At 60.6% G+C, this 18,282-nt stretch carries 17 protein-coding genes; 10 read left to right on the top strand and 7 right to left on the bottom strand.

Annotated features, from left to right (window positions below):
* Positions 1-60: 60 nt before the first annotated feature.
* The gene (locus ATI02_RS19895) at positions 61-270 is read left to right on the top strand and encodes a DUF2788 domain-containing protein (protein ID WP_007909655.1); all 210 of its coding nucleotides are present in this window, start codon (positions 61-63) and stop codon (positions 268-270) included.
* Here the strand turns inward: ATI02_RS19895 and ATI02_RS19890 are convergent.
* From ATI02_RS19890 to ATI02_RS19870, 4 genes are all read right to left on the bottom strand, one after another.
* Entirely contained in the window at positions 265-900 is a 636-nt protein-coding gene (locus tag ATI02_RS19890; protein WP_095190309.1) for a pseudouridine synthase, read from the bottom strand. The genes ATI02_RS19895 and ATI02_RS19890 overlap by 6 nt on opposite strands.
* A gap of 70 nt (positions 901-970) precedes the next feature.
* On the bottom strand, positions 971-2,470 hold the full coding sequence (amn, locus tag ATI02_RS19885; RefSeq protein ID WP_167394883.1) for an AMP nucleosidase: 1,500 nt from the start codon (positions 2,468-2,470) through the stop codon (positions 971-973).
* A 184-nt stretch (positions 2,471-2,654) separates the two neighbouring features.
* Positions 2,655-4,304, bottom strand: a complete 1,650-nt coding sequence (locus tag ATI02_RS19875; RefSeq protein WP_100847127.1) for an acyl-CoA dehydrogenase family protein — start codon at positions 4,302-4,304, stop codon at positions 2,655-2,657.
* 94 nt (positions 4,305-4,398) lie between these two features.
* Positions 4,399-6,753 (bottom strand): hybrid sensor histidine kinase/response regulator, encoded by a 2,355-nt coding sequence (locus ATI02_RS19870; protein WP_100847126.1) that lies wholly within the window; start codon positions 6,751-6,753, stop codon positions 4,399-4,401.
* A 304-nt stretch (positions 6,754-7,057) separates the two neighbouring features.
* On the opposite strand from ATI02_RS19870, the gene ATI02_RS19865 reads away from it, so the two are divergent.
* From ATI02_RS19865 to ATI02_RS19850, 4 genes are all read left to right on the top strand, one after another.
* Positions 7,058-7,858, top strand: a complete 801-nt coding sequence (locus ATI02_RS19865; protein ID WP_100847125.1) for a hydroxymethylpyrimidine/phosphomethylpyrimidine kinase — start codon at positions 7,058-7,060, stop codon at positions 7,856-7,858.
* An 18-nt stretch (positions 7,859-7,876) separates the two neighbouring features.
* Positions 7,877-8,500 carry a thiamine phosphate synthase gene (gene thiE, locus ATI02_RS19860; protein ID WP_095190304.1) on the top strand — a complete coding sequence of 208 codons (624 nt, stop codon included), beginning with the start codon at positions 7,877-7,879 and terminating at the stop codon, positions 8,498-8,500.
* 15 nt (positions 8,501-8,515) lie between these two features.
* Positions 8,516-9,799: a glutamate-1-semialdehyde 2,1-aminomutase gene (gene hemL, locus ATI02_RS19855; RefSeq protein WP_095190303.1), complete on the top strand. Its 1,284-nt coding sequence runs from the start codon at positions 8,516-8,518 to the stop codon at positions 9,797-9,799.
* A gap of 225 nt (positions 9,800-10,024) precedes the next feature.
* Positions 10,025-10,579, top strand: coding sequence for a tetratricopeptide repeat protein (locus ATI02_RS19850; protein WP_003228518.1), 555 nt, complete (start codon positions 10,025-10,027; stop codon positions 10,577-10,579).
* 126 nt (positions 10,580-10,705) lie between these two features.
* Here ATI02_RS19850 and ATI02_RS19845 read toward each other — a convergent pair whose 3' ends face one another.
* Complete coding sequence (locus tag ATI02_RS19845; RefSeq protein ID WP_003185742.1) at positions 10,706-11,035, bottom strand: DUF1820 family protein; 330 nt, start codon at positions 11,033-11,035, stop codon at positions 10,706-10,708.
* A 133-nt stretch (positions 11,036-11,168) separates the two neighbouring features.
* Here ATI02_RS19845 and miaB point away from each other — a divergent pair, with 133 nt between their 5' ends.
* The 5 genes from miaB to lnt all read left to right on the top strand — a co-directional run bounded on the left by miaB (position 11,169) and on the right by lnt (position 16,836).
* The gene (gene miaB / locus ATI02_RS19840; protein WP_095190302.1) at positions 11,169-12,497 is read left to right on the top strand and encodes a tRNA (N6-isopentenyl adenosine(37)-C2)-methylthiotransferase MiaB; all 1,329 of its coding nucleotides are present in this window, start codon (positions 11,169-11,171) and stop codon (positions 12,495-12,497) included.
* Between the two features lie 205 nt (positions 12,498-12,702).
* Positions 12,703-13,701 carry a PhoH family protein gene (locus ATI02_RS19835; protein ID WP_095190301.1) on the top strand — a complete coding sequence of 333 codons (999 nt, stop codon included), beginning with the start codon at positions 12,703-12,705 and terminating at the stop codon, positions 13,699-13,701.
* Complete coding sequence (gene ybeY / locus ATI02_RS19830; protein WP_100847124.1) at positions 13,694-14,188, top strand: rRNA maturation RNase YbeY; 495 nt, start codon at positions 13,694-13,696, stop codon at positions 14,186-14,188. Before ATI02_RS19835 ends, ybeY begins: the two co-directional genes overlap by 8 nt.
* A 5-nt stretch (positions 14,189-14,193) precedes the next feature.
* A complete protein-coding gene (locus tag ATI02_RS19825) occupies positions 14,194-15,033 on the top strand; it encodes a CorC family transporter (RefSeq protein WP_007909641.1) in 840 nt (279 codons plus the stop codon).
* 279 nt (positions 15,034-15,312) lie between these two features.
* Positions 15,313-16,836 carry an apolipoprotein N-acyltransferase gene (gene lnt, locus ATI02_RS19820; RefSeq protein WP_100848479.1) on the top strand — a complete coding sequence of 508 codons (1,524 nt, stop codon included), beginning with the start codon at positions 15,313-15,315 and terminating at the stop codon, positions 16,834-16,836.
* Positions 16,837-16,927: 91 nt separating this feature from the next.
* Here lnt and ATI02_RS19815 read toward each other — a convergent pair whose 3' ends face one another.
* Positions 16,928-17,707 carry a YdcF family protein gene (locus tag ATI02_RS19815; RefSeq protein ID WP_095188436.1) on the bottom strand — a complete coding sequence of 260 codons (780 nt, stop codon included), beginning with the start codon at positions 17,705-17,707 and terminating at the stop codon, positions 16,928-16,930.
* Positions 17,708-17,812: 105 nt separating this feature from the next.
* The gene (locus ATI02_RS19810; RefSeq protein ID WP_095188437.1) at positions 17,813-18,136 is read right to left on the bottom strand and encodes a hypothetical protein; all 324 of its coding nucleotides are present in this window, start codon (positions 18,134-18,136) and stop codon (positions 17,813-17,815) included.
* Positions 18,137-18,282: the final 146 nt, after the last annotated feature.

Raw genomic sequence — 18,282 nt, 5'->3', positions numbered from 1 at the left:
GCCACCCTCGGCGTATAATCCCCGCCGCCCTTCCTGCCCCGCCTACGCCGGAGATGACCGATGGATCCAGCACTACTTGAAGAATGGATGATGACCGGTCTGGTCAGCATCCTGATCATTTTCATGGGTTTCATCGTCTGGGATCTGGCGAAAAAGTCGAAGGCCGGGCGTTTCGGCTCGTTCATTCTGTTCTTCGTGCTAGGCCTGGGCGTGGCCGCGTTCATCATCAAGAGCGTGGTGATCGGCCTGATCGAGTCCGGCGCTCTATAAGCGCGCCGGCACCTCCTTCCACTGGCCCTGATCGAGACCTTCGATCGTCCAGTCACCAATCCTGACCCGCACCAGCCGCAACGTCGGCAAGCCTACCGCCGCCGTCATCCGGCGCACCTGACGGTTACGCCCCTCGCGAATCACCAACTCCAGCCAACTCGTCGGCACGGTCATGCGAAAGCGTACTGGCGGATTGCGTGGCCACAGTTCTGGCTCATCCAGTTGCCGCGCTTCAGCGGGTAAGGTCATGCCGTCATTCAGCTCGACGCCATCACGCAAACGCTGCAACTGCTCGGCCGTCGGCTCACCTTCGACCTGCACCCAATAGGTCTTGGCGAGTTTGTGCTTCGGATCGGCGATGCGGGCCTGCAACTGGCCGTCGTTGGTCAGCAGCAGCAGACCTTCGCTGTCGCGATCCAGCCGACCTGCCGGATAAATGCCGGGCACGTCGATGTAATCCTTGAGCGTCGCCCGCCCTTCGCCGTCGCTGAATTGCGTCAGCACATCGAACGGTTTGTTGAACAGGATCAGCTTTGGCTCGGCCGGCGGCGCCTTGGCGACACGGCGCGGGGAGGAAGACGGAGGCTTCGCGCCGGGACGGCGGGAAGGTGGACGCGGGGGACGGGACATGGCGAAAAGAACATCTAACGGTCAGGGCTGCCAATGCTAGTAGCCTGACCGTTAAATGACCATCAACAAATCAGCGGAACGGCGGTTCGTCGAAGCTGCGCAGTTTGCGCGAGTGCAGCGAATTGAGCTCGGTGCGCAGCAGATCCACCGCTTCGATGCCGATCTTCAAGTGCTGGCTGACCGCGCGTTCGTAGAAAGCGTTGGCCGAACCCGGTAGCTTGATTTCGCTGTGCAGCGGTTTGTCCGACACGCACAGCAATGTGCCGTACGGAACTCTCAGGCGATAACCCTGGGCGGCAATGGTGCCGCTTTCCATGTCCACCGCCACGGCGCGGGACAGGTTGATCAGCGGACGTTCCTGCGCCCAGCGCAATTCCCAGTTACGGTCGTCGTAGGTCAGCACGGTGCCGGTGCGCAGGCGTTTTTTCAGGTCGTCGCCCTTCTCGCCGGTGATGTTGGCCGCCGCTTGTTGCAGCGCCATCTGCACCTCGGCCAGCGCCGGGATCGGAATGTTCGGCGGCACCACGCGGTCGAGAATGCCGTCGCGACGCATGTAGGCGTGGGCCAGCACATAGTCGCCGATGGTCTGCGACTGACGCAGACCGCCGCAGTGACCGATCATCAGCCAGCAATGCGGACGCAGCACCGCCAAGTGGTCAGTGATGTTCTTGGCGTTGGACGGGCCGACGCCGATGTTCACCAGTGTCACGCCGTGGCCATCGCTGGCGATCAGGTGATAGGCCGGCATCTGGTAGCGGTGCCAGACCACACCGGCAGCAATCGCCGAGGCTTCGCCGTGATCCATGCCCTTCTCGATGATCACGTTGCCCGGCAGCACCATGCGCACAAAACGCGGATCACTGCGCAATTGCTCCAGGCCATGAACGATGAACTGGTCGACGTAGCGGTGATAGTTGGTCAGCAGAATCCACGGCTGCACATGCCGCCAGTCGCTGCCGGTGTAATGCACCAGCCGGCGCAGGGAGAAGTCGACACGCGCAGCATCGAACAGAGCCAACGGCAGCGGATCGGTGTTTTCCCAATCGTAGAGGCCATCGGCAATGCCGTCGGTGGCGGCAGACAGGTCGGTACTCGGGAACACTCGAGCCAGCACCGCCGCAGTGACGCCAGAGCCGGCCAGCTCATCGCCTTGCTCGACCACGTACGGGTACGGAATGTTTTGTTGGCTGACGCCGACTTCCACGGTCACAGTGAAGTCGTGCATCAGCGGCACCAGCTGTTCCAGCAGGTATTTGCGGAACGCTTTCGGATGGGTGACGGTGACACTGTAAGTGCCCGGCAGTTGCACCTTGGCGTAGGCACGAGTGGTCTGTGGGACTTCGCCCTGGCAGTGATAGGTCAGGCGCAATTCGGGATAACGAAACAGGGCACGCTGCCCGGCGTCGGGCTCGACGCGATCCTTGAGGTAGCGCTTGAGCGCGCAATTCAGTGCGGTGGTGGCCTGCTCATGCAGCTCGGCCAGACGATCCACGGCTTGTTCGGCGGTTTGAACGACAATAAACGCTTCGGTCACGATCAGCTTCCTGTGTTCTGACTTGCAGAGCTTCATCTTGCCTGCATCGTGGCGTCACGGGAACAGTGGCGTTGTGGCCAGACCCAAATCTTTAAATCAACGAAAATCCCCTGTGGGAGCGAGCCTGCTCGCGAATGCCGTGGGCCATTCAATAAAGATGTCGACTGATATTCCGCTTTCGCGAGCAGGCTCGCTCCCACAGGGGGAATTGTTGTGGGTTTCAGAAACCTTGCGGGGTTGCGCGGGCGACGATGGCTTCGACATCCAGCCCACGCGGCAAGGCGCCATAGACCCGGCCGCTGCCACTCAGGCGGCTGGCAATGAAGGCATCGCTAACCGCTGAATTCCCCGCCTCCAGCAACAGCCTGGCCTGCAAGCCAAGGGCAATGTCTTCAGTCAGTTGCCGCGCCCGGTACTGAATGTCGCTGGTGTCCTTGAACTGCGCCTGCAACTGCTGGATATGCGCAGCCAAGCGTTTATCTCCATGGCCATCACCCAATTCGCTGAACAACACATCCAGCACCCCCGGCTCTTTCGACAAAGCGCGCAACACATCGAGGCACTGCACATTGCCCGAGCCCTCCCACGTCGAGTTCACCGGCGCTTCGCGGTACAGCCGCGGCAGAATGCTGTCCTCGACATACCCGGCGCCGCCCATGCATTCAGCCGCTTCGTTGATCATTGCCGGCGCGCGCTTGCAGATCCAATACTTGCCCACCGCCGTCACCAGCCGGGCGAATTGCGCTTCGTGGCGATCATCCAGATGATCCAGCGCCTTGCCCATGCGCAAACTCAGCGCCAGCGCCGCTTCGCTTTCCAGCGCCAGATCGGCCAACACGTTCTGCATCAACGGTTGTTCGCTGAGCAGCTTGCCGCCGACCTTGCGGTGCGCGCAGTGGTGGCTGGCCTGGGTTAGCGCCTGACGCATCAGCGAGCTGGAGCCGACCATGCAATCGAAACGGGTCATGGCCACCATTTCGATGATGGTCGGTACGCCGCGCCCCTCTTCACCTACCATCCACGCCAGCGCTCCGCGAAATTCCACTTCGCTGGAAGCGTTGGACTGGTTGCCGAGTTTGTTTTTCAGACGCTGGATGTAGAACTGGTTGCGTGTGTCATCCGGACGATGGCGCGGTAGCAGGAAACAGGTCAGGCCCTTGTCGGTCTGCGCCAGGGTCAGGAACGCATCGCACATCGGCGCCGAACAGAACCACTTGTGGCCGACCAGTTCATAAGCCTGGCCGGGACCGCTGGCGCTGACCGGATAGGCTTTGGTGGTGTTGGCGCGTACGTCGGTGCCGCCCTGTTTTTCGGTCATCGCCATGCCAATGGTCACGCCGGCCTTGTGCGCCATGCCGACATTGCGCGGGTCGTATTCAGTGGCGAGGATTTTCGGCAGCCACTGCTCGGCCAGATCCGGTTGCAAACGCAGGGCCGGGACGCTGGCGAAGGTCATGGTCAACGGGCAACCGCTGCCGGCCTCGGCCTGGCTGTGCAGGTAGGTCATGGCAGCACGGGCGACATGCGCGCCGTCCTGCGGATGCGCCCACGGCAGCGAGGTCAGACCATGCTCTATCGCGGTGCGCATGAGTTCGTGGTAAGCGGGATGAAATTCCACCAGATCGATGCGATGACCGTAGCGGTCATGGCTGGCAAACACCGGTTTGTTCTGATTGGCGAGGAACCCGGCCTCCATCAGCGGCCCGCCGGCCAGCGCACCGTAGGCATCGATCCGCGACTCGGCCCAACCGGCACCCAACCGGCGCGACCACTCCTGCAACGGCAGGTCGATGCGATAAAGGTTGGCGCCGTCCAGCGACGGCGGCTGGTTGCTGACTTCATGGGTTTCGGCGAACTGATGCAGGTTCATGACGGGTTCCTTTTTCAGCGAGAAGGTCAGTTAAGCACCGCCCAAACACTGAACAAAGTGTCATACACGCCGAATTTGCGGCGCTTTTACCCTGTCAACAGCACAATACCCGCCGCTCCAGGGCTGACTGCAAATCTTCGAATTTCACCGGCTTGCTCAGGTAATCAACCGGTGCACCGGTCGCACAGAGCTCCCTGTCGGCAATCGGCGCCAGCATGAACACCGGCAAATGGGCATAACCCGGCAAGGCGTGAATCTGGCAGCACAACGACGCGCCATCGTGAGCGGGCAACTGGCAATCGATCAGCACCGCATCAACGGTTTCGCGTTGCAGGCAATCGAGCGCCGCCGCGCCGTTATCGGCGGTGCGCACGCGGAAGCCGAGCTTGAGCAGCATGCCGCGCATCACCAATTGATTGACGCTGTTGTCATCGACCAACAGCACCGTGCAGTCCTGCGGGGCACGGACGCAGTCGTGGCCATGCGCGGCTTTCAGTACAGGCTCGACCACCGGCAGTTCGAACTCCACATCCAACTGGAAGCGGCTGCCACTTCCCGGCTCGGAGCGATGGGTAAGCTTGCCGCCGAGCAGTTCGACCAACTGCCGGCAGATCGCCAGGCCGACACCCAGCCCGCCGTACTCACGGGTCATCGAACCGTCGAGCTGGAAGAAGCGCTGGTACATCGTCGCCTCGCCCAGATCAGTAAAGCCGATACCGGTGTCGATCACCGCAAACGACAGCGCCAGACGATTGCCCGTCGAAGGTTTGCCGGTGACCCGCAGCGCCAGCCCACCGACGCGGGTGAACTTGATCGCGTTATCCAGCAGGCATTCCAGACATTGCGCCAGTTTCGCGCTGTCGCCGTGCAGGCGATCCGGCAGGGTTGGCAGCACATCGACCTTGAAGTCCAGCGACTTGCTGGCGGCGTTGCCATGGAACTGCATGCGCAAGGCTTCGATCACGCCGCGCAGGCTGAAACTGCCCGGCGTCGCTTTCAGTTTGCCAGCCTGCAGTTCGGTGAGGGTAAGAATGCCGTTGACCATGCGCATCATGTCTCGCGCCGAACCGGCAGCGGTCTGCTGATATTGCTCAAGTTCGGGATCCAGATCGACGGTCTGCATCAGCTCCAGCGAACCAATCACCCCGTTCATCGGCGTGCGCAGTTCGTGGGTCAGGGTCGCGAGGAATTCATCCTTGAGCTTGTTGCTATGCGACAGTTGCTCGTTGAGCACTTCGAGTTTCTGCCCGGAATCGAACAGGGTTTGCGCCTGTTGCTCACGCATCGCGTTGATTCGGTCGGCCAACGCCAGCGACAACAATGCAACTTCTATCGCCGAGCCGATCTGGCTGGCGTACATGGTCAGGAACACGTTCGGCAGCAGGCCCAGCACCATCAGCGTGTTGACGATGCCGCCGAGCAGGAACGCCGACCAGGCGATGATGAAATAGCGCGCCACCCGCAAGCCGCGCCACCAGGCCAGAATCCCGGCGGCGAAAATCACTACGGTGAAGGTCAGCGCCAGCGTCGTTGCCAGGCGCAGGGCCAGGGCGTAACTGGTCATCAGCGACAAGCCGACCACCAATGCACCGAACCCGATCAGGCCGATCAGCAAGCGGTCGAGCCAGCGACTGTGGGTTTTAGTCTGCAGGAAGCTGCGGGCAAACTGGCTGCCGAACAGGCCGGCGCAGCCAATGAAGAATGGCGTCGCGGCGTTGGCCCACCACGGGTTGTCCGGCCAGAAGTACTCGACCGCCGCACCGTTCACCGACAGTTGATAGAGACCAAACGAGGCAATGTAGAAGATGTAATAGAGGTAACTGGTGTCGCGCACGCTGAGGTAGATGAACAGGTTGTAGACCACCATCCCCAGCAGCACGCCATAAATGATGCCGAGCACGTACAGGCGCACCGGTTGATCTTCGAGGTACGCGGTGCTTGACCACAACGTCACTGGTGCCTGGATCGAGCCTTCGCTGGCCAGTCGCAAATAGATTGTGCGCTGTTGATCGGGTTCGAAGGCCAGGTCGAACAGGTAATTGTTCTGGCGAATCTCGCGACTGGCGAAGGGCAAGGCATCGCCGGTTTGCCGGATCAAGCGATATTCGCCACTGTCGTCGGCCATATACAGGTCGAGACGGTCGAGCGGCGGATAAGCCAGCTCCAGCAGCCACGAGCGCCGTGCGGCCGGGTTGCTTGGGTGGTAATGCAGGTCGATTTTCAGCCAGAACGCCGAACGCGAGTAACCGGCGTTGAGCGTGGCTTTATCGTGGGCTTTGAAATTGCCGGCAGTCGCCTGCGCGCGAACCTCGGCAATGCTCGCCTGACCGCTCGGGTCTTCGAACACTTGCAGTGACCGGCCCAGCGGGAGGCTCTGGGTGAATTCGTCGAATTCGACGGCGCTCGCCAGGAGGGGCAAGCAGAACAACAACATCAGCAAATAGCGCATTGAAGCCCCAGCGTGGCTCGTCCGGTTGTGTCAGGAAGCCCCCCATTCCCTTTGAGTAGACGTAAAACCGGTATTACCTGTTATTGGTTTGGATCCAGACTAGCATAGCCGTTGATGGCCATTGAGCACCATCGAAATTTTTCCTACAAAGGCTCTAGAACGGGCGTTTCAGAGTAAAGCACCGAGCTAGAGCTGTTGAGTTGGTCAGGTTGTGACAAACCGGTCAGCATTCTCTGACCGGGTTATCCGCCAGGCACAACGGCACTGAACCGAAAAATCAGGTTTGGTGGTAAGCTCGCGCACCATGAATATCTACAGCTCCCGCCCCGTTGTCCTCTGTCTCTCCGGCCACGACCCCAGTGGTGGCGCCGGCTTGCAGGCAGATATCGAAGCCCTGCTCGCGCAGGGTTGCCATGCGGCTCCGGCCGTCACCGCCCTGACCGTGCAAGACACCGTCAACGTCACTGACTTCCGCGTCCTCGACCGTGAGTGGGTATTGGCCCAGGCCAATGCCGTGCTCAACGACTCCGAAGTCGCGGCGGTCAAACTAGGCATGCTCGGTTCGCTGGAAATGGTCGACACCGTTGTCGAACTGCTTACGGCGCACCCGCACTTGCCGGTGGTCTGCGACCCGGTGCTGCGCGCCGGCGGCGGCGGCGGACGCCTGGGCAAGGACGAAGTCGGTTATGCGATGCGTGAGCGTCTGCTGCCACTGTCGATCATTGCCACCCCCAACCTTCCAGAAGCCCGCATCCTCGCCGAACTGCCCGAAGGCACCGCCGACGAGTGCGCGGAAAAACTCCTGCCGTTCGTCAAAAACCTGCTGATCACCGGCGGGCATGGCGACGAAACTGAAATTCACAATCGTCTATATAGCCGCGACGGTCTGCGTGAAACCTTTTACTGCCAGCGTTTACCGGGCAGCTATCACGGTTCCGGTTGCACCCTGGCCAGTGCCCTGGCCGGTCGTCTGGCGCAAGGTGAAAATCTCGCCAGCGCGGTACGCAGCGCACTGGATTACACCTGGCGTACCCTGCGCGATGCCGAACAACTGGGCAAAGGCCAGTTCGTACCGCGTCGCCTGCCGCTGGATTTCTGCTCGTAACGTCGTGAGGTCTGCCTGATGAAACTACGTGGCCTGTATGCCATTACCGACAGCCAATTGCTGGCCGGGAAGTTTCTGTCGTACGTGGAGGCGGCGCTGGAAGGCGGCGTCACCCTGCTGCAATACCGCGACAAGAGCAGCGACGAGGCCCGCCGTCTGCGCGAGGCCGAAGCGCTGCGTGATCTGTGCGAGCGCTACAAGACGCAGTTGATCATCAACGATGACGCCGAACTGGCCGCGCGCCTCAACGTCGGTGTGCACCTGGGCCAGACCGACGGCCCGTTGTCGCCGACCCGCGCCCTGCTCGGTTCCAAGGCGATTATCGGTTCGACCTGCCACGCGCAGATCGATCTGGCAGAACAAGCCGCCAAAGAAGGCGCGAGCTACGTCGCCTTCGGCCGCTTCTTCAACTCCAACACCAAGCCCGGCGCACCGACCTGCGGCCTCGACCTGCTAGACGAAGCCAAGCGCAAACTGCATCTGCCGATCTGCGCGATTGGTGGCATCACCCTCGATAACGCTGAGCCGCTGGTGGCCCACGGTGTCGATCTGCTGGCCGTGGTCCATGGCCTGTTCGGCGCGCAAAGCACTGCCGAAGTGACCCGCCGCGCCCGCGCATTCAACGAATTACTGAAAGTCTGATTTGAGAGCCCGATCATGTCTCGTTCCGAAACCCTGTTTGCCAATGCCCAGAAACACATCCCCGGTGGCGTGAACTCGCCGGTTCGCGCGTTCAAGAGCGTTGGCGGCACGCCGCTGTTCTTCAAGCATGCCGAAGGCGCTTACGTGACCGACGAAGACGACAAGCGTTATGTCGATTACGTTGGCTCGTGGGGCCCGATGATCCTCGGCCACAGCCACCCGGACGTGCTGGACGCCGTGCGCAATCAGCTACAACACGGCTTGTCTTACGGCGCGCCGACCGCGATGGAAACCGAGATGGCCGATCTGGTCTGCTCGCTGGTGCCATCGATGGACATGGTGCGCATGGTCAGCTCCGGCACCGAAGCGACCATGAGTGCGATCCGTCTGGCCCGTGGCTACACCGGCCGTGACAGCATCATCAAGTTCGAAGGCTGCTACCACGGTCACTCCGACAGCCTGCTGGTCAAGGCCGGTTCCGGCGCACTGACCCAAGGCGTGCCAAGTTCGGCCGGCGTGCCGGCGGCATTCGCCAAACACACCCTGACCCTGCCGTTCAACGACATCGACGCTGTCGAGAAGATGCTCGGCGAAGTCGGCCAGGACGTTGCGTGCATCATCGTCGAGCCAGTGGCCGGCAACATGAATTGCGTGCCGCCGGCGCCGGGTTTCCTCGAAGGCCTGCGTTCACTGTGCGACAAACATGGCGTGGTGCTGATTTTCGACGAAGTGATGACCGGTTTCCGTGTTGCCCTCGGCGGTGCCCAGGCGTACTACGGCGTGAACCCGGATCTGACCACGTTCGGCAAGATCATCGGCGGCGGCATGCCGGTCGGCTGCTTCGGCGGCAAGCGTGAAATCATGGAGCGCATCGCGCCGCTGGGCCCGGTGTATCAGGCAGGCACCCTGTCGGGTAACCCGCTGGCGATGGCGGCCGGTTTGACCACGCTGCGCCTGATCAGCCGTCCGGGTTTCCACGACGAACTGACCGACTACACCACGCGCCTGCTCGACGGCCTGCAACAACGCGCCGATGCCGCAGGCATCCCGTTCGTGACCACTCAGGCTGGCGGCATGTTCGGCCTGTACTTCAGCGGCGCCGACGACATTGTCACCTTTGAAGACGTGATGGCCAGCGACGCAGCACTGTTCGGTCGCTTCTTCCACCTGATGCTGGAAGGTGGCGTGTACCTCGCGCCGAGCGCCTTCGAAGCCGGTTTCACCTCGATCGCTCATGGCGAAGCCGAGTTGAAGCTTACGCTGGATGCGGCCGAGCGCGCCTTCGCTGCACTGAAGTAATCGCCGTACCGCTGACGTTGGCCATTGCCAGCGTCAGCTTTCACCTACATCCACCCCCTTTTTCCGACGCTCCTGCTAAAAATGGCCCATAAAGTGGGCGATAAATTCCCCGTGCAGCAGAAAAACGAGTAAAGACTTTGTAAGGTTGGCCCTGCTTATTTCATAATGCGCGCTTATTGGATCCCTCGATGGGTCCGCGTGCCCTTCAGAGGTAAGTCGATTCCCATGAACCGCACCGGCCGCACCCTTGCCTTGGGCTGCCTGTTGCTCCTTCAGCCCCTGCTCGCGCATGCACAAGCAGGCGGCAACTCGTTGTTGATCCCGGCGATGGGTCGTTGCACCCTCAATACTCAGCCGCAAGACGTCACGCAGGCCTTGGCCGCGTGTCAAAAAGCGGCGGACGAAGGGGATGCGCAAGCGCAATACGAGTTGGGTGAGTTCTACTACGACGGCAAGAATGCGCCGCGTGACCTCAATCAAGCCCTGAGCTATTTCGAAAAGGCCTCATTGCAAGGCCACGCTCAGGCACAGTTCAAGCTCGGCACCATGTTCTTCCACGGTGAAGGTGTGCAGGCCAATAATATTCAGGCGTACATCGTGCTGAAGATGGCCGCAGTCAACGGCGCTGAAGATGCGCTGGACACCGCCGACGAAGTCTCGGAAAAAATGTCCCGCGAAGATCTCGAAACCGCTACTCAGGTACTCGGGCAAATTTTCCGTAAATACCTGATGGAATTGCAGAGCGCCGATGGGCGTACGCCTTTCTCGCCTCTTCCCTGATTTCTCTATAGATTTTTCTGGCCTCTTCGCGAGCAGGCTCGCTCCCACATTGGAATGCATTTCCCTGTGGGAGCGACGGTGCGACGATTCGACCTGCTCGCGAATAAGGCGACTCGGTCTTGAGGCTTACTTCTCAGGCATCGGCATCGGAAACGGCATCACATTGCCGACCGCGCCGCGGGCTTCGCTGATTTTCGGCGTGCCCAGACGCTCGACCTCGTCGATACGCACGATCGAATGCATCGGCACAAAGCTGCGCACCACGCCTTCGAACTGCGCCTTGAGCTTTTCTTCGCTCGGATCGACGACCACTTGCGTGCGCTCGCCAAAGACGAACTCTTCCACTTCCAGGAAACCCCACAGATCACTTTGATAGATCTGCTTGGCGTACATTTCGAACACCTGGCCCTGGTTGAGGAAAATCACCTTGTAGATTGGAGCTTCGCGTTTGGTCATGGCGGGCGGACAACATCGGGGATAAAAATGAGGGCGCAAACTATAGCATAGCCACTGGACGCACAGCGGTAGGAACCTGAGGGCTTGTTCCCTATAATGCGCGGTTCTTTGAATCACGTGACGACCAAAATCCATGGCCAAGAAGCTTTACATCGAAACCCACGGTTGCCAGATGAACGAGTACGACAGCTCGCGCATGGTCGATCTGCTGGGTGAACATCAGGCCCTGGAAGTCACCGCGCGTGCGGAAGACGCCGACGTGATTCTGCTCAACACCTGCTCGATCCGCGAGCGCGCCCAGGATCGGGTGTACTCGCAGCTCGGCCGCTGGCGCGAACTGAAACTGGCCAACCCGGAGATGGTGATCGCCGTCGGCGGTTGCGTGGCAAGCCAGGAAGGCGCGGCGATCCGCGATCGCGCCCCTTATGTCGACGTTGTTTTCGGCCCGCAAACGCTGCACCGCCTGCCGGAGATGATCGACGCCGCACGCAGCACCAAACTGCCGCAAGTCGACGTCTCGTTCCCGGAAATCGAAAAATTCGACCATTTGCCCGAGCCGCGCATCGACGGCCCGAGCGCCTATGTGTCGGTGATGGAAGGTTGCAGCAAGTACTGCACGTTCTGCGTGGTGCCCTACACCCGCGGCGAAGAAGTCAGCCGGCCGTTCGACGACGTGATCGCCGAGATCATCCACCTGGCCGAAAACGGCGTACGCGAAGTGACCCTGCTGGGGCAGAACGTCAACGGCTATCGCGGCACCACCCATGACGGCCGTCTGGCGGATCTCGCCGAGCTGATCCGTGTGGTCGCCGCCGTCGATGGCATCGACCGCATCCGCTACACCACTTCGCATCCGCTGGAGTTCTCCGACAGCCTGATCCAGGCTCACGCCGACGTGCCGGAGCTGGTGAAACATCTGCACTTGCCGGTGCAATCGGGTTCGGACCGGATTCTGGCGGCGATGAAACGCAACCACACCGCACTGGAGTACAAATCCAAGCTACGCAAACTGCGTGCGGCGGTACCGGGGATCTGCATCAGCTCGGACTTCATCGTCGGTTTCCCCGGCGAGACCGAGAAAGATTTCGAGCAGACCATGAAGCTGATTGCCGACGTCGGCTTCGACTTTTCCTACTCCTTCGTCTACAGCCAGCGCCCGGGTACTCCCGCCGCTGATCTGGCCGATGACACCCCGGAAGAGTTGAAGAAAGAGCGTCTGAATGCACTGCAACATCGCCTGAATCAGCAAGGCTTCGAGATCAGCCGACAAATGGTCGGTTCGATCCAGCGGATTCTGGTGACCGATTACTCGAAAAAAGACCCTGGCGAACTGCAAGGGCGTACCGAGAATAATCGAATCGTCAACTTCCGCTGCGACAATCCAACCCTGATCGGCCAGTTCGCCGACGTGCACATTGATGCGGCACAACCGCACTCGCTGCGTGGTTCGTTGATCCAGTAACACTGCATTTCCCCTGTATGAGCGAGCCTGCTCGCGAAGGCGTCGTGTCAGCCACTATCCACTGTGCTGATACACCCCTTTCGCGAGCAGGCTCGCTCCTACAGGGACCGTGATTGACCTTGCGATATTTAAGAGCTTTCGCACCCACGCCACTGGCGTTATCCTTGATTTCATCTTAATTGCCCCAGGGCGGCTAAATACGACCTTGAACGCACCCATAGAACCACATCGTTTTATCCTCGAGCCCTTTGAGGCTCGCCGCTTCGCCAATCTGTGCGGGCAATTCGACGAGCATCTGCGCTTGATCGAACAGCGCCTGACTATCGAGATCCGCAACCGCGGAAACCAGTTCGAACTGATCGGCGATCCCAAGCTCACCACGTCTGCGGAAAATCTGATCCGTCGCCTGTACCGGGAAACCAAAGGTTCAGAGCTGTCGCCAGATACGGTTCACCTGTTCCTCCAGGAATCGGCCGTCGTAGAACTGGACAACCACGCCCCTGCCGAAGCCTCCGTCGCCCTGCGCACCAAGAAAGGCATGATTCGCCCACGCGGCTTGAATCAATTGCGCTACGTGAAGGAAATCCTCGGCAACGACATCAACTTCGGCATCGGCCCGGCCGGTACCGGCAAGACCTATCTCGCTGTGGCTTGTGCGGTCGATGCGCTGGAGCGCGAACAGATTCGGCGCATCCTGCTGGTGCGTCCGGCGGTTGAGGCGGGTGAAAAACTCGGTTTCCTGCCCGGCGACCTGTCGCAGAAGATCGACCCGTACCTGCGCCCGCTCTACGACGCACTCTACGAAATGCTCGGCTTCGAATACGTGGCCAAGCTGATCGAGCGCCAGGTGATCGAAGTCGCGCCGCTGGCCTACATGCGCGGCCGCACGCTGAACAACAGCTTCATCATTCTCGACGAAAGCCAGAACACCACCGTCGAGCAAATGAAAATGTTCCTGACCCGGATCGGCTTCGGCTCGACCGCGGTCATTACCGGCGACATCACCCAGGTCGACTTGCCGAAAGGCACCAAATCCGGTCTGCACCACGTGATCGAGGTGTTGAAAGACGTGCCCGGCATCAGCTTTACGCACTTCCAGCCTAAAGACGTCGTGCGCCATCCTTTGGTACAGCGGATCGTCGAAGCCTACGAGCGCTTCGAAAACCGTGACGAAGCGCCCAAGGACACCTCGCGAAATGCTTGAGCTAGACCTGCAAATCGCGACTGAAGCGAGCGCGCCGGATGAGGCCGACTTCCGCCTGTGGTGCGAACTGGCCCTGCGCCAGCGCACTGCCGACTCGGAAATGACCATTCGTCTGGTCGACGAGGAAGAAGGCCGCGAACTCAATCACACCTGGCGCCACAAGGACTACGCGACCAACGTCCTGTCGTTCCCCGCCGAAGTGCCCGACGAGTTTCTCGATATCCCGCTGCTGGGCGATCTGGTGATCTGCGTGGCGGTGGTCGAGCGCGAAGCTGCCGAACAAGGCAAGGAACTAAAGGCCCACTGGGCGCATCTGGTCATTCACGGCTGCTTGCATCTGCTCGGTTACGACCATATAGATGACGAGGAAGCCGAAGAAATGGAAGCGCTGGAACGCGAGTTGCTTGCTGAACTGGGCTACCCCGATCCGTACGCGGACGACGAACCCGACACATCCCCTATCGTTACAACAAAGGATTCAGAGTAATCGCTATGAGCGAAGATCGATCGAGCAACGGGCAGAAGTCATGGCTGGGTAAACTGACCCAGGCTTTTGCCCACGAGCCGAAGAACCGTCAGGAGCTGCTTGAGCTGCTGCGCGATGCACATCAGAACAAACTGCTGGACAGCGAAGCGCTGGCCATCGTCGAAGGCGCCATTCAGGTGGCTGACCTGCAAGTACGCGACATCATGGTGCCGCGTTCGCAGATGATCAGCATCAAGGCGACCCAGACACCCCGCGAATTCCTCCCCGCCGTGGTCGACTCGGCCCACTCGCGCTACCCGGTCATCGGCGAAAGCCACGACGACGTGATGGGCGTGCTGCTGGCCAAGGATCTGCTGCCGCTGATCCTCAAGGAGAACGGCGACAGCTTCAACATCAAGGATCTGCTGCGCCCGGCCACGTTCGTGCCGGAGTCCAAGCGTCTGAACGTGTTGCTGCGTGAGTTCCGCGCCAACCACAACCACATGGCCATCGTCATCGACGAATACGGCGGCGTGGCGGGTCTGGTGACCATCGAAGACGTGCTCGAACAGATCGTCGGCGACATCGAAGACGAGCACGACGTCGAAGAAGACAGCTACATCAAGCCGCTGCCCAGCGGTGACTTCCTGATCAAGGCGCTGACGCCGATCGAGAACTTCAACGAGTTCTTCGACAGCGAGTTCTCGGACGATGAGTTCGACACCGTCGGCGGTCTGGTGATGAGCGCGTTCGGGCACTTGCCAAAACGTAACGAAATCACTGAAATCGGCGCCTATCGTTTCCGCATCCTGAACGCCGACAGCCGTCGGATTCACTTGCTGCGACTCACGCCAATCGCTCGGTAAAAAATCTAAGGACTGGGGTATGTCATCAGCTGTTTCCTGCATCGCGTTGCGCCTGAAAGCGGGCCAGGCAAGGCGCAGTCCGCAGGGAATGGCATTCCCTTTCCAAGGACTGCAACGCAGCATGGCCCGCTTTCAGTCGTAACCCGCAGGGCCGGGCCTGCTGTTACGCAGGGCTGCGTTACTCGTCGTTCATTTGAAAAACCAAACTTCACTCCTCGCGCCTTGCCCTGCGTAACAGCAGACCCGGCGCGATACAGGAAATAGCTGATGACATACCCCCTGCGCTGGACAACCCGCCCCGGCTGGCCCGGTAACCTGCTGGCCGTGGCGGCCGGTGCAATCACCACGTTCGCTCTGGCACCCTTCGATATCTGGCCGCTGGCTCTGCTGGCGGTCGGTTTGTTCTATGCCGGCCTGCGCGAGCTAAGCCCGCGCCAGGCGCTGGGCCGTGGCTGGTGCTTCGGTTTCGGCCTGTTCGGCGCCGGTACCAGTTGGATTTACTACAGCATTCATCATTTCGGCGGCGCTTCGGTGCTGTTGGCCGGATTCCTGATGCTGCTGTTTACCGCAGCGATTGCCTTTTTCTTCGCCCTCCCCGCCTGGCTGTGGGCACGCTGGTTGCGCCGCAATGAGGCGCCGCTGGCCGATGCCTTGGCGTTCGCTGCGCTATGGGTCGCTCAGGAGGCGTTTCGCGGTTGGTTCCTGACCGGTTTCCCGTGGCTCTACTCCGGTTACAGTCAGCTCGACGGGCCGCTGTCCGGTCTGGCGCCGGTGGGTGGCATGTGGCTGGTGTCGTTCGTCCTGGCGCTGACCGCTGCGCTGATCTACAACGCGCCGCGTCTGCTGCAAACCGGTCGCAAGGCTTTTGTTGCGGCTGGCCTGCTGTTGCTGGTCGGGCCATGGGTGGCGGGCATCGCGCTCAAGGGCCACGCCTGGACCAGCCCGTCCGGTGCGCCGCTGACCGTCGCGGCGATTCAGGGCAACGTCGCGCAAAGCATGAAATGGGACCCGGCAGAACTCAACGCGCAACTGGCGTTGTACCGCGACCTGAGTTTCCGTTCCAAACCGGTGGATCTGCTGATCTGGCCGGAAACCGCCGTCCCCGTGCTCAAGGAGTCCGCCGAGGGTTACCTGAACATGATGGGCACCTTCGCCGCCGAGCGTAAATCGGCGTTGATTACCGGCGTACCCATTCGCCAAACGGTGCATCACGAAAGACGCTTCTTCAACGGCATCACCGTGGTCGGTGAAGGCGATGGCACTTACCTGAAGCAGAAACTGGTGCCATTCGGCGAATACGTACCGTTGCAAGACGTATTGCGCGGGCTGATCGCTTTCTTCGACCTGCCGATGTCCGACTTCGCTCGCGGCCCGGCCGATCAGGCATTGCTGCAAGCCAAGGGTTATCAGATCGCGCCGTTCATCTGCTACGAAGTGGTCTATCCGGAGTTCGCCGCCAGCCTCTCGGCGCGCAGTGATCTGTTGCTGACGATCAGCAACGACACCTGGTTCGGCACCTCGATCGGCCCGCTGCAACACTTGCAGATGGCGCAAATGCGCGCGCTGGAAGCTGGACGCTGGATGATCCGTGCGACCAACAACGGCGTGACCGGATTGATCAACCCGTTCGGGCAGATCACCGAACAGATTCCGCAGTTCGAACAGGGCGTGCTGTACGGCGAGGTGGTGCCGATGCACAACCTGACGCCCTATCTGCAATGGCGTTCGTGGCCGCTGATCATTGTGTGCGTGCTGTTGTTTGGCTGGGCACTGATGGCCAGCCGGATCTCGAAAACCCTTTAAAAGCTTCGCGAGCAAGCCCGCTCCCACATTTGAAATGCATTCCAAATGTGGGAGCGGGCTTGCTCGCGAAGAGGCCATTGGCAACACTCAATCAATCGGCGACCGCTTCACTCCGGTAAAACAGTGAATACCCCACCTGCCCCACCGCCTCATTCAGCAACTGCCCGCTCTGCCAGATCGACTTGAATTCCGGCATCCAGCCACCCAGCGGCCTCGCGTTATCCGTACCCAAAAACCCGACCGGTGCCGGCACTACTTCAAATCCCGCCTTCTCGAAACTCCAGACCGATCTCGGCATGTGCCAGGCCTGAGTCACCACAACTACACGCTTGATCCCCTGCGGCAACAACATGTCGGCACTGAACTTGGCGTTCTCCCACGTGGTACGGCTCTCGCCCTCTTGCCAACGCACCGTCACGCCGAAGTCATCCAGCAACGAGTCAGCCATCAATTTCGCCTCGGTCGGCGGCGTGCCGTAATGCAAGCCGCCACTGGTCAGAATCGGCAGCCCCGACGCCTTGGCCAGGCGTGCCGCATAACGCTGACGTTCAAGCCCCACGCCGGTCGGCTGATCCTCGCCCCAGGCCAGATCACCGCGCTCACGACCGGAACCGAGCACCACAATCGCATCAGCACGTTGCGCCAAGGTCGCCCACTCTTCCCGGGCCAAGGGCGGCTCGCGCTCGAGGGCTTTGGCGCCCCATTGCACGACCACCGGCAAGCTCATCAGCCAGAACCCGCCAAAACCGATGGCAAAACACAACCCTGCGAGGCGCGGACGAGAGCGGCGTAGCCACCAAGCAGCCAGCAACAGCAGTAAAAGAATGCCGGGCGGCAATAGAAGTTGTTTGACGAAATAACGAAAAGGCATCGGGCATCTCCAAAGATGCCCGAAGCCTAAGTGGGTTGATCCAACGCGACAACCGATAGGGTCGGATCCTGTTGAAAAAGATCCGCTTCTTGACCTGCCATGCGCTTACTTGGCCTGCAAAGCCCGCACCTTGACGGTGTCTTTGCGGGGCGCCTTGTCTTTGAGCCAGATGACCTTGGCCGAATGTCCTGCATCGAGCTGCTTCACTGCTTGCGACAAGCATCCGTGCGCTTCACGTTCACTGCGATCCAGATAGGCCTTGACCAGTTTGAACTCGGCGGGGCTCAAGCCACGCAATTCCAATTCCAAGGGGCGCTCGTCGCGCAGCCGATCAGCGGTTTTTGCAGCGTCCAGGGCCATGCCCAGACGGTCCATCAACCGTTCGTACAACTCAGGTTTCGTGACGTTTCTTTGCTGTTGCTCCACCATCCCTCACCTCATTGAAGATAAGACTCACTCCCCAGTTAGAGCTTAGCTTCGCTGCACAAACCGACTGCACGCCGCGACCAACGGCCCTCGCCACCGATTTACCCGGCCAAACAGCTGTAATCAGGGTTTCCCTAGGCCAAGCGCGG

Source organism: Pseudomonas baetica, assembly GCF_002813455.1.
GTDB lineage: Bacteria > Pseudomonadota > Gammaproteobacteria > Pseudomonadales > Pseudomonadaceae > Aquipseudomonas > Aquipseudomonas baetica.
Note: the sequence above shows the minus strand (reverse complement) of the source record. Positions and strands in the feature narration are given on the sequence as shown.